The sequence below is a fragment of the Kribbella sp. NPDC058245 genome (assembly GCF_042882005.1).
Classification (GTDB): domain Bacteria; phylum Actinomycetota; class Actinomycetes; order Propionibacteriales; family Kribbellaceae; genus Kribbella.
This window is the reverse complement of record NZ_JBHVWY010000010.1, coordinates 137543-150879: the sequence shown is the minus strand read 5'-3', so window position 1 is coordinate 150879 and position 13337 is coordinate 137543. Positions and strand designations below refer to the sequence as shown.

The following is a 13337-nucleotide window of genomic DNA, read 5'->3' as shown; positions in this document are numbered from 1 at the left end:
AGGTATCGATGACGTTTCCGCGGGGTGCCGGCCGGGTTTCGTCCCCCTCGACCCAGCGAGCCCGCCCGCAAGGTGGGCGCCTACCCGGGGGCGTGAACAAGAACTGGTGGCCCGGGACAAGGCAGTACCTGTTCAAGCCCACCACCGAGTGTCCGCATCCCCGCTTGGCGGCCCTCGGCGAACCCTCCATCTCAGTGGTTATCCCTCCGGTTGGGGGGTTGCACATTGAAAATCTCAGGGGGCAACCCTCTGGCTCAAGGGGCAACCCACCGCACCGGCAGGCCCGCCGCGTCCCCTCCCCCTTACCCCTCCCCGCACACTGAACCCACTCAACGCACGCTCTACGAACCCCGAGTGTGCGAACCGTGCCGCCGGACATCGGATTCCAACGACACACTGCTTCCACTCAAGTGAGCACAACACAGTGGATCCACTCGCGGAGCACGGTCGCACCACTCGCAGCGGCACGGTGGATCCACTCACGGAGCACGGTCGCACCACTCGCAGCGGCACGGTGGGTTCAGTCACGGGGCACAGGGGCGTCAGTCGCCGGGGGACGGTGGGGTCGGGCTCGGGTGCGGGGATGGTGGCGGGTGGGGCGGACCGCTGGCACTCACTAGCGGGTGGGGCGGACCGCTGGCACTCACTAAGGGGAGGGGTGATGGCGGGCGCACGCTTGGGGTGGGGCTTGGGGGATGGCAATGGCGGGGTTGATGAGTGGTGGCGGTCCGGATCGCTGGGCAAGACGACGAACTGCGCCCGCCCGGGTTGCGGCGGGCGCAGTCACGTGGCGGGCGCAGTCACGTGGCGGGCGCAGTCACGTGGCGGTCCGGATCAGAACTTGCGGCGGGTTCGGAGGTAGTCGCCGACGACGGCCGCACCCAGGCCGTCCACGTCGGGTGCCAGGACTCGGCCGCCGCTGCGGCGGGCGAGCAGGTCGACGAAGGCGTTCAGCCGAGGGTCGTCGCCGAGGCGGAAGATGCTCACGGTGGCGCCGAGCTTCGCGAGCCGGTCCACCTCGAAGATCGTCTTCCGGAGGGTGGCCGGTTCGGGCGGGTAGGAGAACTCCGCCGTACCGTCCGGCTCCAGGTGAGCGGTCGGCTCGCCGTCGGTGACCATCAGGACGACCGGTTGCGCGTCGGGATGCCGACGGAGATGCCGACCGGCCAACAGCAGCGCGTGGTGAGCGTTGGTGCCCTGCTCCCACGTGCCCTCCATGCCGATCAGCTGTGGCAACTCGATCACCCCGGCGTACCGGCCGAACGTGATCAGCTGCAGCGCATCATTGCGATACCGCGTCGAGATCAGCTGATGCAACGCGAGCGCTGTCCGCTTCATCGGCAGCCAGCGGTTCTCCTGCACCATCGACCACGACGTGTCGACCAGCAACGCGACAGCAGCACGCGCCCGGTGTTCGGTCTCGGCGATCTCCACATCCGCCACGTCGAGCCGCACCGAACCGCGCCTAGAGCTACCGGCAGTCCGCAGTACGGCGTTCCGCACCGTCCGCGACACGTCCCACGACTGGGTGTCGCCGAACTGCCACGGTCGCGTCGATCCGCTCAGCTCACCAGCAGCTCCGGCATTCGCCGCGTCCCGCTCACCGTTTCCACGCGCCGAACGCAGTACGTCGGCCAACGCCGTCTGACCCAGCTGCCGCAGCGCCTTCGGCGACAACTGCAGCGACCCATCCGGCGCCCGCTCCAGCAGCCCCTGGTCCCGAAGCTGCCGTTCGAGCTCACTCAACCGCCGAGCATCAACCGTCGCCTCATCACCCAACTGCCGGGTCAAAGCATCCAGGTCGATGTCCTCCAGCCGAGCCCCCGGATAGGACTGGGACAACTGCTCGGCCAAGGCATCCAGCTCAGCCAGATCCGACATCGCCCGCGCACCCTCCGCGAGACCGAGCGGATCATCACCACTCATCTGGGCCGACCCGGACCAGTCCTCACCCGGCCGCAACGACTGCAACTGAGAGTCCAGCTGCGCCAACTGTTGAGCCAGCTGCGGACTCCCGAATGCCTGCTGCGACAACTCGGCCAACTCGGCCCGCTGCTCAGGCGTCATCGAATTCATCATCCGCTGCGCCGCGGCCGCCCGGGCAGCCAGTACGTCGATCAGCTCCTCGACCGTGCGCGGGTTCTCCGGAAAGAACTCCCCGTGCTTGGCCATGAACTGTTCGAACAACTGAGGCACATCAGGCCGACCTTGCGCGTGCGCAGCCAGCAGCGCGTTCAGATCGCCGAGCATCTCGTTGATCCGCTCGACGTCCTCCGGCGTCGTCTGCTGCAAGGCGTCCTTCAGGCCCTCGAACCGCGACCCGAGCAACTCCCGCCCGAGCAGTTCGCGGATCTCTTCGTACTTCGCGCGCCCCTCCGACGACTGCCAGTCATACGACGACAGCTCCCGTACGGCGGCCGCCGTACCCGAAGGAAGTGCGTCCAACTGTGCCTCGCGGAACCGCGCATCGTCGGAAGGGTTGGGGAACAGCTCGCGCCGCTCCGCCTCCAACGCTTCATCCAGCAATCGCTGCACATCGCGCAGCGTGCCGTCCAGGTTGTGCCGCCGCTGGATCTCCCGCCGGCGCTCCCACAACCGGCGGGTCAGATCATCAAGGCCCTGCGTCCGCTGCGTGCCGCGCCGGAGCAACTCCTCCAGCGCGGACCGCGGCGAGGACCCGTTCATCACATCGCGGCCGATCTCGTCGAGCGCGTCACGCAGGTCCACCGGCGCCGCCAGCGGATCCGGCCCGTCGTGCCACGGCCCGTAGGACCAGCCTTCCGGGATCGAAGCAGTCATCAGGCCCCGTAGATGGTGGTGTCGTCGTCGGCGTCCTTGGCCACCCGCTTGGACAGGTACAGCGCCTCCAGCGCGAGCTCGACCGCAGCCGCGATCCGCCCTGGCGACTCGTCCGCGTGCACCCCGGCCCGGGCTGCGACATCGTGCAGCACCGGAAGCTCTGGCAACGCAGCCAGCACGTCCTTGCCAGGCACTCGTTCACCCGTGGTGACAAGGTTGCCGTTGGCAACAGCATCGGCCAGCGGGGCCAGGTCGAGACCGGCGAACCGCTCCCGAGCCGTGTCGGCGACCGAGCGACGCATCAGGTACTCGAGCAGCTCGATCTCACGCCCCTCCTCCCCCGGCTCGAACTCCAGCTTGCCCCGCAGTACGGCGGGAACCGCGTCGAGGTCGACCGGACGCGCCACTGCCGGCTCCTCACCCGTAATCGCCGAACGACGCAGCGCCGCCGCGGCGATCGTCTCCGCCGCCGCCACCGCGAACCTGGCCGAAACACCCGACCGCTGGTCGATCGCCGGCGACTCGCGCAGGTGCCGGACGAACCGCGCCAGCACCTCGAGCAGCGGCTCCCCGACCTCAGCCGTGAGCTCGGCCTCCTGCCGGATCACGTCGACCTCGGCCTCGATGTCGAGCGGGTAGTGCGTCCGCACCTCCGCGCCGAACCGGTCCTTCAGCGGCGTGATGATCCGGCCGCGGTTGGTGTAGTCCTCCGGGTTGGCCGTTGCCACCAGCAACACGTCCAGCGGCAGCCGCAGCGTGTACCCGCGGACCTGGATGTCGCGCTCCTCCATCACGTTCAGCAACGCGACCTGGATGCGCTCGGCAAGGTCCGGCAACTCGTTGATCGCCACGATCCCGCGGTGCGCCCGCGGTACCAGGCCGAAGTGAATGGTCTCCGGGTCACCGAGACTGCGGCCCTCGGCAACCTTCACCGGGTCCACGTCACCGATCAGGTCGCCCACCGAAGTGTCGGGGGTCGCCAGCTTCTCGGCGTACCGGAGGCTGCGGTGCAGCCACGCCACCGGCAGCTCGTCACCGAGCTCGGCCGCGCGCCGGATCGAGGCAGGCGTGATCGGCTCGAGCGGATGCTCGGGCAGCTCGGCCCCCTCGATCACCGGGCTCCACTCGTCCAGCAGTCCCACCATGGTGCGCAGCAGCCGGGTCTTGCCCTGGCCGCGCTCACCCAGCAGTACGACGTCGTGCCCCGCGATCAGGGCACGCTCCAATTGCGGAATCACCGTCCGGGTGAATCCGACGATGCCGGGCCAGGGATCACGTCCCGCCCGGAGCTCTTTCAGCAGGTTGTCACGAAGCTCGGTCTTGACTGACCGAGGCAGATAGCCGGCGGCCCGAAGGTCACCAGCCGTACGAGGAAGTTCAGCAGGTGCACTGGTCACGTCACGACGTTAGCTCGCATCACCCAAAAGTCGAGAGCGGTATCTCACCGCTTGGGTGTCACCCGCCCCGAGCCGATCAGGTGCGTTCCGGTGAAGACCAGCGGCGTCCACGGATGAGCCGGCGTACTGCGGGTGACGAAATGGTTGCCGTCGGCCGGATTCGCCGGGTAGGCGCGATAGGTGACGGTCGGTTGTTCGGCCACGGCCAGCCGATCGCCCGTGGCCTGATACGCCACCACGAGGTGGTCGTCGGCCCGCGTGACATCGAAGCGGACGCCGGCGCGTTCGTACCGCCCGACGTGGCGATCGTCGATCGGACCATCGACGGGTTCGGCCGGCGGCGGGGGCGCGACGCCGAGGTAGTGGGTGAAGACCTCGGTCGCGACGGTTGCGAAGAGCGAGTCGCCGTTGCCGGAGTTGGTCAACAAGCAGACGGCCAGCCGGGCCTCGGGGGCGACGCGGAGGTAGGCGAGTTGGGAGACGGTCGAGCCATCGTGACCGAACAGGCTGCGGCCGTCCCAGTCGTAGAACCGCCAGGCGAGACCGAGGTCAGCGAACCCACCCGATCCGCCGACGACGAGATGCTGCGGCTCCCGCATCTGGGGGTAATTGGTCAGATGCTCGACAGCGAACGTCAGTACGTCGGCAGCCGAGGCGGCGATGAGCCCGGCCGGACCGAGGCTGCGTGGGAGCTGCCAGTGCTTCACCCGAGAGCTGTCGGTGTCGAGGTGACCGACCGCGGCGCGATGCAGGATCGCTTCTTCGGGGAGCGTGACCGTCTGGGTCAGACCGAGCGGGTCGATGATGCGGGCTCGCAGCGATGCGTCCCAGGTGCGGTTGTCGAGCACCTCGATGATGCGGCCGAGTACGACGAAACCAGCATTGCAGTACGAATACGCCGTACCGGGCTCGAAGAGGAGCTCCACATCGGCGAGGAGAGCGACGTACCGCTCGACGCAGTCGTCGCCGCGGCCGGTGTCGGTGAAGACGTCACCGTCGATCCCGCTGGTGTGGGTGAGCAGGTGACGGACGGTGATCCGCCGGTCGATCGGTGCCTCCGGCAACAACTTGACGGCGGCGTCGTCGAGGTCCAGCCGGCCCTCTTCGGCCAGCTGGACGATCATCGTCGCGGTCCACGCTTTGCTGATCGAACCGAGGTGGAACAGCGAGTCGGCGGTGGTCTCGACACCGGTCGCGGCGTTCAGCACGCCGTACGGCGCGATCGTCATCTCGCCGTCGATCCAGATCCCGAGCACCGCGCCCGGTACCTGGGCCGCGGCCGCCAACTCACTCAATCGCGCAGACCAGTCAGGCATGCGGCCCAACTTACTTCGAGTACTGGTCCAGGAGGACTCGCACGTCTTTCCATGCACTCTGCTCATCCAAACCTTGCCCGAGCAGCACCTTCGCCGCGACCGTCCCGGCGTCGCGATAGAAGGCGAGCAGCAGGTGCTCGGTGCCGACGTAGTTGTGGCCGAGTGTCAGCGCTTCCGCCACAGCACCGTGCAGGACGTGGGCAGCCCGGCGCGTGTACGGCGCCTCGACCGGCCCCGAACCGTCAGTTGGCTCGGCGGCCGGGCTCAGTTCGTCGACGGCTGCGCGCACGGTCTCCTCGGTGATGCCATGTCCGATGAGGACCTTGGTCGCGATCGACTCCGGCTCGGCGAAGAGCCCGAGCAGGAGGTGCTCGGTACCGACGAAGTTGTGGTGACGCCCGCGAGCAACCTCGGTCGCCGCCTGTACGACGTGCGCCGCGCGCTGGGTAAAGCGGTCGAACTGCGGTGTCGTACTCCACGAGTCCGCGAACCGCTTGTGCGCCGCCTGCTTGCTCACGCCGAGCACCGAGCTGATCTCGACCCACGATTTGCCGGCTCCGCGAGCGCGGTCCACGAAGAACCCGAGCGCCGCATCGCCGGTGCTGGTCAATTCGCTGATGGTGGACGCCGCCGTACCGAGCTGAACGAGCTCGTCATCACTGCCGGCGTCGTCCTTGATGGTGTTGATGAGTTGCTGAAGGTCCGGTCCAGGAGTCATGCGTCAACCGTAGGTTGACAACCTCGCCGCGTCAACCCCGGGTTGACGATCAGCAGTTGTGCCGCACGTAGTCCGTCAACGACCACCCGGTCCGCCCGTCCGGCAGCCGCACATGCACCCACCGCTCCCCGTCCCGCTCCGCAATCGGCGTCAACCGATCGCCGCGATAGACAGTCGCCACCACCGTCTTGCTCCGCGGCGCATCCCGCACCGTCGCATCCTGAGCACAAACCGTCAGCTGCTCAGTAGCCCCCGGCCGCCCGTGCAGCAACACCCCAGCAACCGCTACCCCCAGCACCGCAACACCAGCAGCCGCCACCCCCACAACCCGCCGCCGGCCCCATCGAGAACTCGAAACCTTCACATCGCCCCCATCTCCTGCTGCACGGAGGGCGGCGGCGAAGGCGGCTGCGGTTGGGTAGCGATCGGCAGGTGACTTGGCCATCGCTCGAGCGATCACCTCGTCGTACGGCGTGGAGGTGGTTGGCGGCGGGAGCATCGCGACGGCGTACGCGAGTTCAGGGAGCGTGCGACCTTCGTACGGGCGGCGACCGGTGAGCAAGGCGTAGAGCGTGCCGCCGAGGGCGTAGACGTCAGTGCCAGGTGAGACCGGCTCGCCGCGCCATTGCTCAGGCGCCATGTAGGCAACGGTTCCAGCCATCGACCCGAGCGACGGACCGGACGGCGTACCGCTGTGCAACCACGCATCGCCACTCAGGTCCAGTCCAGTAGTCGACTCGAGACTCGCCAACTGCCGCGCAACCCCGAAGTCGGCAACCATCGGCCGACCCTCATCCAGGATGATGTTCGCCGGCTTCAGATCGCGATGGATCACCCCGGCGCGATGAACAGCGTCGACCGCATCGGCCACCTCAGCCAGCAGTTCGACCGCGCGCTCAACCGTTAACGGACCCTCAGAGTCCAGTAATTGCTGGAGATCCGGCCCACTGAGCCGGTCCATCACCAGCCAGGCCTGGTCGCGCTCACCACCCACCTCGCGCACCCGGACAACCCCAGGATGCACAACGGAAGCAGCCAGCCGGGCCTCACGGCGCAGCCGGTCACGGTACTGCGGGTCGACCAGCTCCGGATGCACGACTTTGACCGCGACAGACCCCCCATCGGCCAGCCGGACCCCCGCGTACACCACCCCTGTCGCACCCGCACCCAGCGGCTCCGCCAGGCGGTAGCCAGGTACTTCGACGATCACGGCACGCACACTAACCCGCACTGTCTGCTTCCGGAAGGGATTCTGCTGCCAGTTCCACCAAGGGCTCCAGCTGGGCCATCTCGGCGAGGACTTTCCGACGGAAACGGTGCAGATTGCCCGGATCATCACCAGTTGTGCGCAGTGGCGACATCAGTTGCCGTACGGCGCGGCCAAGCGAATCGTCGGCGGCGTCCTCGACTACCGGCAGCAGTTCGCGCGCCTCGGCCAGCGACTGGCTGAGCAGCTTGAGCCGAATCGGCTCCTCCAGCAACAACGCGGCGACGCGCAACATCCTCCGGCCCGCCTTCAACGCCAGCTCAGGACTGATCGGCTCAGCCGGGGAGTCCCGCTGCGAGCGGACCACATCGATCCACGGCTCGATCGTCGTACCGCGCCAGATCGGTCCGGACGACAGCTCGCCGTCGGGTTCAGGGATGCCGTGACTGCGGCGGCGGCGCCAGGCCGTGACGAGCTGACGGTTCAGGCCGAGCGCGTCCGCGATCTCGGCGATGCCGTAGAAAGCCTTGCGTTCCGCCCGGGCGCCCATCGGCTCACTGTATCCACTGATGACAGGTATTGCCATCTTGGGTGACACGTTTTACCGTCATCTCAGATAACAACCTTCTGGAGGTTCTGATGACAAGGAAGTCCGCCCCCTTCCTGGTGACCGCAGCGGCGGTGACCGGCGCCGTACTGCTCGCCGGCACCCAGGCCGCGGTCGCCGTCGACGTGCCCGACCACGCGGTGATCATCTGCCAGTCCGCGACGATGTACGAGAACTACGACTTCTCGATCCCGGGTCCGGTGCACGTCCTGCGCACCCTGGAGTACGGCAACAAGGTCGGCCACACCCGTGGCAAGCACCCGGTCTACAACGGCTGGGCCTCGATCCAGGACTTCGGCCCGAACGACTGGGGCTACGTCCGCTATGAGTGCCTCGGCGGATGGGGTAGCTGGTGAACGCCCGGCAGGTAGTCCGCGGGACCGCGCTGGCCGGTGCACTGCTCGTCGCCGGTGCAGTACTGACCGCCGTACCGGCGAACGCGGCCAACGGTCACGTCGGCGTCCGCGAAACCGTCTGCGCCGTCGACCTCGAACTGCGTGTGAAGCCCGGCGGCGCCCGGATGGGCACGCTGCACAAGCCGCAGACCTTCCTGGTCAAGGAGATCAGCGGCGAATGGGTCTTCGGCTTCGCCTACGGCGACATCAACCACGACGGTTGGGTCCAGGACGGCTGGTTCTGTTGATGAGGCGTCTCCTTGCCGCTCTTATCGTCGCCGCCTTGTGTGTTCTGGCGTCGCCGGCGTACGCCGTCAACCAGTACGTCACCAAGGGGAACGTCACCAAGCCCGCCGCCTGCAACAACAGCGGGGTCATGCCCGCCGGCGGCTGGCTGGCCAACAAGTCGTGCGGATACGTCATGGGGACGGCGATCGCCGGTACCCGTTTCGACGTCCATACGACGACGGCAAACAACTTCCACTTCGGCCGCTGGCGCGCCAGTGACGGCTCGAACTTCTGCGCCTTCCTCGTCCCCGGCGCCTTGGACACCTCCAGCTCCACCTCCGTCGCCGCCAGCTGCAGCGCCGACACCAGCGACCGCCTGTCGCACCGCCGTTCTTTCGGCCGCGACTTCGACGCCGCACCTCACACCGGCAACGGCGCGATCATCGTCCGCATCAACCCGTCGGCCTGCACCGGCTACTACAACTACTTCATCGACAGCAACTACAGCTCCGGCCGTCTCCACGATGCGGTGGGCTTCGCCCTCCCCACCACTGGCGGTTACCGCTACTCCACCAACGACCTCGGCGCCTCGATGATCCGCGTCGACGCCCTCGGCGAAACCATCTGGCTCTTCGTGGCCCGATCCTGCATCGCCTCCCAGCTCCCCGCCGGTCTCAACAACGACAACGACTGAACCATCTGCCGACGGACAGGACGTATACGTCTCCTACCCGCCGCCGGGAGCCTCCGCCCCGAGCTCCCGCGGCCGTATCAGACCTATACGTCCTGTCCTTGCGCAGGCTTGGCTACGGTTCCCCCCATGCAACCTCTCCCAGATGTGATCGCGCCCGGCCTACGGGTGTTGTTCTGCGGGATCAATCCGGGCTTGATGTCGGCCCAGACCGGCCATCACTTCGCGCGGCCGGGCAACCGGTTCTGGCCGGCGCTCCATCAGAGTGGATTCACGCCTCGGCAGCTGAAGCCGGAGGAACAGGACGAACTACTCAGTTGGCGGCTGGGGATCACCAATGTGGCCGAGCGGCCTTCGGCCAAGGCTGGGGAGCTGAGCCGGGCGGAGTTGGTGGCCGGCGGCGAGCGGTTGACCGAGAAGGTGCTGGAGTACGCGCCCGAGTGGCTAGCCGTCGTCGGAGTGACGGCCTACCGGGATGCCTTCGCCGAGCGAGACGCGAAGATGGGACTTCAAGAGCGACGCATCGGGTCCACCCGGGTCTGGATCCTGCCCAACCCGAGCGGACTCAACGCGCACTACACCCTGCCGAAGCTCGCCGCCGCGTTCGCCGAGCTCGAGCACGTCAGTTGACTCCGTGATTAGGCAGGATGGACCCATGCGTGCCCAGGACCTGCTCCGGTCGATCGACAACCTCCCGTACGGCGAGCGCCAGCGCCGAGTCGTCACCGAGTCCCGCGGCCTGAGCCCCGCTGACCTGCAGTCCCTCCTCGGTGAACTCGCCACCGGCACGCCGTTCGAACGCACCCTCGGTCTGACCATCGCGCAAGCGACTCGCGACGTCGCTTATGTGACACGGCTCCTCAACGACCCGATCCCGTCCGTCCAGTCCCGCGCCCTCGCCGCGGTCGGCAACGGCGTACCGGTCTCAGACGACGAGCTACGCATCCTGTACGACGACGCTCCCGCTTCCCTCCGCGGTCAGCTCCTGCAGGTGGTCCGCAAGACCGGCCGCACTCTGCTCGCCACCCGCCTGATCGACGAGCACCGCGAACGCTGGGGTGACCAGGCCGCCGCGTCCCTCCTCATCGCCACCGATGACGAGACGGTCGCGCGCCTCCTCCCTGACCTGGCGTACTGCCTCAGCAGCGGCGAGTGGCGTCGCCTGGGCACAAGGCGCCCGAAGCCCGTCTACGACCACGCGCTGGCCACCCTCCCGACCAGCCCGGACCGAAACGAGTGGTGGCAAGGCCCCGCCTTCGGTGTCACCGGCATGCTCGACGAGGACCCGCAGCGAGCCACCAACCTGCTGATCCGCGCACTCCCCGACGGTCAGTTGCCGACGGCAATCACCAGCGTCCTCGGCCGGCTGATCGACATCGATCCGCTCGTCCTCGAACTCCTCCTCGAGCCCGAGCGCGCGCCCATCCTCCAGCGCGCGCTGACCCCGGCCGTCCGCCGCAGGCTCAACCGCTACCCCGACGACGACCTGATCGCTCTCGGTGAGCTGATGTGGCCGGACCCCACTCACCTTCTCAAAGACCTGCCACCGAGCCGCCGCACGACCGTCTTCACGGGCATCACCAAGTCCGTCGACCTGAGCCAGGTCATCCTCCCCTCCTGGCTTCTTCATTTCCTCCCGCACCAGGTGCGGTTCGAGCAGGCTCGCCGAATGCTCACCCTCCGTCCAATCGCTGACGACGACCGCAGGCGCTGGGAGATGATCGCGTTTCTCCCATACGACGAAGCCTTCGCCCTGCTCGAACCTGACATCCGTCGCCCCGAGGCCAAGGACCGGGCCGAGGTGTACCGCGCCGTGCTCGCCGCCGCAGGTTACTCGCGTCAGCCCGACGCCGTCGTCTCCGCCTTGTCGTGGGCAACCAGGGTTCGCAACGACCGCGATCCGGTGCGCGAGGCGGTCGTGTGGGCAGCTGGTCAACTGCCGCCGTCGACCTTGACCGACCAAGCCGTCGAGCCGCTCCAAACTCTGTTGACCGCTGTCATGGAAGCCCGCGACACGTCGTACGGGACCCGCCACGAGTTCGCCCAGATCGCCTTGACCGCGATCAAACAAGGGGCTGCGCGCAACCGAACGGGCCTGCTCGAATGGGGTCTGCAGGCGCACGCCCGGATCACCGAGAACCAAGGCACGTTCATGCTCTACGGCGTGATCGACGGCCTCCCCCGCGGCCAGGAACTCCCGGTGTACGACGTACTGCGCAAGTATGTCGACGATGCCGTGGCCCGCAACGAGTTCCGGCTGCCGTTCGCGATCGCCCGCGCCTTCGACAAGCGCGGCTGGACGATCGAGCACCTGCAGGACGCACTCGAGAAGGGCGTCTGGTCGAACCAGGAGTACACCGTCGGCGAGGCGTGTGAACTCTGGCTGTGGCGCCGCGACACCCGCGCCGAGCGCGTTGAGCAGATCATCAGCCGGGACGTCGGCATGGCCCAGTGGCCGCACGTCTGGGGCGCCGTCACCGAACTACGCACCGACCTCCTCGACGTCGTCCTCGCCAACCCGCAGCGCATCCACCGCTTCGACCGCAACGACCCCGACTGGGAAGTTCCCGGTCGCGCGCTCCAGGCCTGGCTCCCCCGCCAGCGCGCCCGGTACGCCGAACTTGTCGCCCAAGCGGCCGCCGATCAGCGCATGCCCGAGTGGCTGCGCGTGAAGGCCGTGTCCACTCTCGGCCGCATCCCCGACGCCGGTCGCGCCGCGCTCGAACCGTTCCTTGAGCACGAGAATGTCCTGCTCCAGGAGGCCGCACTGGCCGGCCTGGCCTGGACCGACTCGCCGCAGGACGCCTTGCCCATCCTGCTCGCCCATGCCGGTGACGATCGCGCGCGGGTGGCGATGTACACCGTCAGCCGGGCGACTCGGTTCGTTCGACCGAGTGTGTTGCCCGGCGTCTTGCATCCGATCCTGAGCAGTGAGGGCGCGAAGGTGACCTCCCGCAAGGAGGCCGCGCGGCTGCTTGGCTCACTACGCGCGCCGGGGGCGAGCGCCGTACTGGCTGATGCTTGGGCCGGTGCGCATCGGGATGTCCGAGCCGCGATCACCAGTTCCGCGTCGCTCTACCTGCTGCACGAGCCCGCGAGCTGGGCGTTGCTGCAGGACGCGGTCCACGACAGTGACGCCACCGCGATCGCGCTGACGCATCGACCGGCGTACGGGCTGGCCACGAAGTACCGGTCTCGGTACGCCGAGCTGGTGGTGGCGGTTACCAACCGGCCCGAGCCTGAGGTGGTCCGGAGTGCCTTGCTCGCGCTACCGCGCTGGGCATCGTGGAGTCCTTCGGTGGCACCCGTCTGCGCCGGCTTCATCTCCGACCTGAACTCCAAGGTCTGGAGTGAGGCGACCACCGCGCTGATCGCGGTCGTCGCCGCCGACCCGAGCCTTGGGCTCGACGAACTGCAGGCAGCCGTCCGGCTGCTGGTTCGGGCGGAGAGCGATCCCGGCCTGCCGAACGCGCTGCCGCACCGCGATCATCCAGCGCGCCAGCGTCTGACCGCGCTCGGTGCGCGGCTGATCCGAGCCTTGCATGGCAAGCCGACCGACGTCCGGCAAACGCTCAAGGTCATCGCGGCCGAGCTGGACAGTCCGGAACTGCTCGACCTCCGACTGGATTTACTGGTCCAGGGGATCGGTTGGGACCAGCTCGCGATCGAGCTCCCCGAACTGGTCGAGGCGGTCGCCGAGCGGCCGATCGTTGCCTACAACACCGCAACCAGACTCGGCGCCCGGCTCAACCGGTACGACGCTCAGTGGACGCCGGAGCAGCTCGAGCCGACCGCTCGTTCACTGGCGCAGTTGCCGGAGCTGATGGCCGGCCTGCTTGCCTGGACGATCATCGCGGAGGCCGGGCGGCGGACCGGGTGGGCGCCGGTGTGGCGTGAACTTCTGGTTGCCCTGCGCAACCACCCGGTGGCCGACGTACGGCAGGCAGCGCTGGAGACGGTTACCGCGACGGAGACCTGA

At 68.0% G+C, this 13337-nt stretch carries 11 protein-coding genes; 5 read left to right on the top strand and 6 right to left on the bottom strand.

Translation table 11 applies throughout. The features are described 5' to 3' along the window. Positions 1-834 precede the first annotated feature (834 nt). Genes ACFVWG_RS23680 through ACFVWG_RS23655 form a run of 6 tightly spaced genes read right to left on the bottom strand, consistent with a single transcriptional unit; the run spans position 835 to position 7987 of the window. Entirely contained in the window at positions 835-2799 is a 1965-nt protein-coding gene (locus ACFVWG_RS23680) for a VWA domain-containing protein (RefSeq protein ID WP_391545551.1), read from the bottom strand. Next, entirely contained in the window at positions 2799-4196 is a 1398-nt protein-coding gene (locus ACFVWG_RS23675; protein WP_391545550.1) for an ATP-binding protein, read from the bottom strand. Before ACFVWG_RS23675 ends, ACFVWG_RS23680 begins: the two co-directional genes overlap by 1 nt. Before the next feature lie 44 nt (positions 4197-4240). Further along, positions 4241-5512, bottom strand: a complete 1272-nt coding sequence (locus tag ACFVWG_RS23670; RefSeq protein WP_391545549.1) for a serine hydrolase domain-containing protein — start codon at positions 5510-5512, stop codon at positions 4241-4243. A gap of 10 nt (positions 5513-5522) precedes the next feature. Further along, positions 5523-6230 carry a Clp protease N-terminal domain-containing protein gene (locus tag ACFVWG_RS23665; protein ID WP_391545548.1) on the bottom strand — a complete coding sequence of 236 codons (708 nt, stop codon included), beginning with the start codon at positions 6228-6230 and terminating at the stop codon, positions 5523-5525. A gap of 49 nt (positions 6231-6279) precedes the next feature. Continuing rightward, the gene (locus ACFVWG_RS23660; RefSeq protein WP_391545547.1) at positions 6280-7440 is read right to left on the bottom strand and encodes a serine/threonine protein kinase; all 1161 of its coding nucleotides are present in this window, start codon (positions 7438-7440) and stop codon (positions 6280-6282) included. Between the two features lie 10 nt (positions 7441-7450). Next, complete coding sequence (locus ACFVWG_RS23655) at positions 7451-7987, bottom strand: hypothetical protein (protein ID WP_391545546.1); 537 nt, start codon at positions 7985-7987, stop codon at positions 7451-7453. Positions 7988-8076: 89 nt separating this feature from the next. On the opposite strand from ACFVWG_RS23655, the gene ACFVWG_RS23650 reads away from it, so the two are divergent. The 5 genes from ACFVWG_RS23650 to ACFVWG_RS23630 all read left to right on the top strand — a co-directional run bounded on the left by ACFVWG_RS23650 (position 8077) and on the right by ACFVWG_RS23630 (position 13337). Continuing rightward, positions 8077-8400, top strand: coding sequence for a hypothetical protein (locus tag ACFVWG_RS23650; protein ID WP_391545545.1), 324 nt, complete (start codon positions 8077-8079; stop codon positions 8398-8400). Further along, positions 8397-8687 (top strand): hypothetical protein, encoded by a 291-nt coding sequence (locus ACFVWG_RS23645; RefSeq protein WP_391545544.1) that lies wholly within the window; start codon positions 8397-8399, stop codon positions 8685-8687. Before ACFVWG_RS23650 ends, ACFVWG_RS23645 begins: the two co-directional genes overlap by 4 nt. After that, complete coding sequence (locus ACFVWG_RS23640; RefSeq protein ID WP_391545543.1) at positions 8687-9361, top strand: hypothetical protein; 675 nt, start codon at positions 8687-8689, stop codon at positions 9359-9361. Before ACFVWG_RS23645 ends, ACFVWG_RS23640 begins: the two co-directional genes overlap by 1 nt. A gap of 126 nt (positions 9362-9487) precedes the next feature. After that, positions 9488-9988: a G/U mismatch-specific DNA glycosylase gene (mug, locus tag ACFVWG_RS23635; RefSeq protein ID WP_391545542.1), complete on the top strand. Its 501-nt coding sequence runs from the start codon at positions 9488-9490 to the stop codon at positions 9986-9988. A 25-nt stretch (positions 9989-10013) separates the two neighbouring features. Then, positions 10014-13337 (top strand): hypothetical protein, encoded by a 3324-nt coding sequence (locus ACFVWG_RS23630; RefSeq protein ID WP_391545541.1) that lies wholly within the window; start codon positions 10014-10016, stop codon positions 13335-13337.

Bases quoted from the DNA above. Each gene is read 5' to 3' on its own strand.
- ACFVWG_RS23680 (WP_391545551.1), bottom strand. From the start codon at position 2,799: ATGACTGCTTCGATCCCGGAAGGCTGGTCCTACGGGCCGTGGCACGAC.
- ACFVWG_RS23670 (WP_391545549.1), bottom strand. From the start codon at position 5,512: ATGCCTGACTGGTCTGCGCGATTGAGTGAGTTGGCGGCCGCGGCCCAG.
- ACFVWG_RS23665 (WP_391545548.1), bottom strand. From the start codon at position 6,230: ATGACTCCTGGACCGGACCTTCAGCAACTCATCAACACCATCAAGGAC.
- ACFVWG_RS23655 (WP_391545546.1), bottom strand. From the start codon at position 7,987: ATGGGCGCCCGGGCGGAACGCAAGGCTTTCTACGGCATCGCCGAGATC.
- ACFVWG_RS23650 (WP_391545545.1), top strand. From the start codon at position 8,077: ATGACAAGGAAGTCCGCCCCCTTCCTGGTGACCGCAGCGGCGGTGACC.
- ACFVWG_RS23640 (WP_391545543.1), top strand. From the start codon at position 8,687: ATGAGGCGTCTCCTTGCCGCTCTTATCGTCGCCGCCTTGTGTGTTCTG.
- mug (WP_391545542.1), top strand. From the start codon at position 9,488: ATGCAACCTCTCCCAGATGTGATCGCGCCCGGCCTACGGGTGTTGTTC.
- ACFVWG_RS23630 (WP_391545541.1), top strand. From the start codon at position 10,014: ATGCGTGCCCAGGACCTGCTCCGGTCGATCGACAACCTCCCGTACGGC.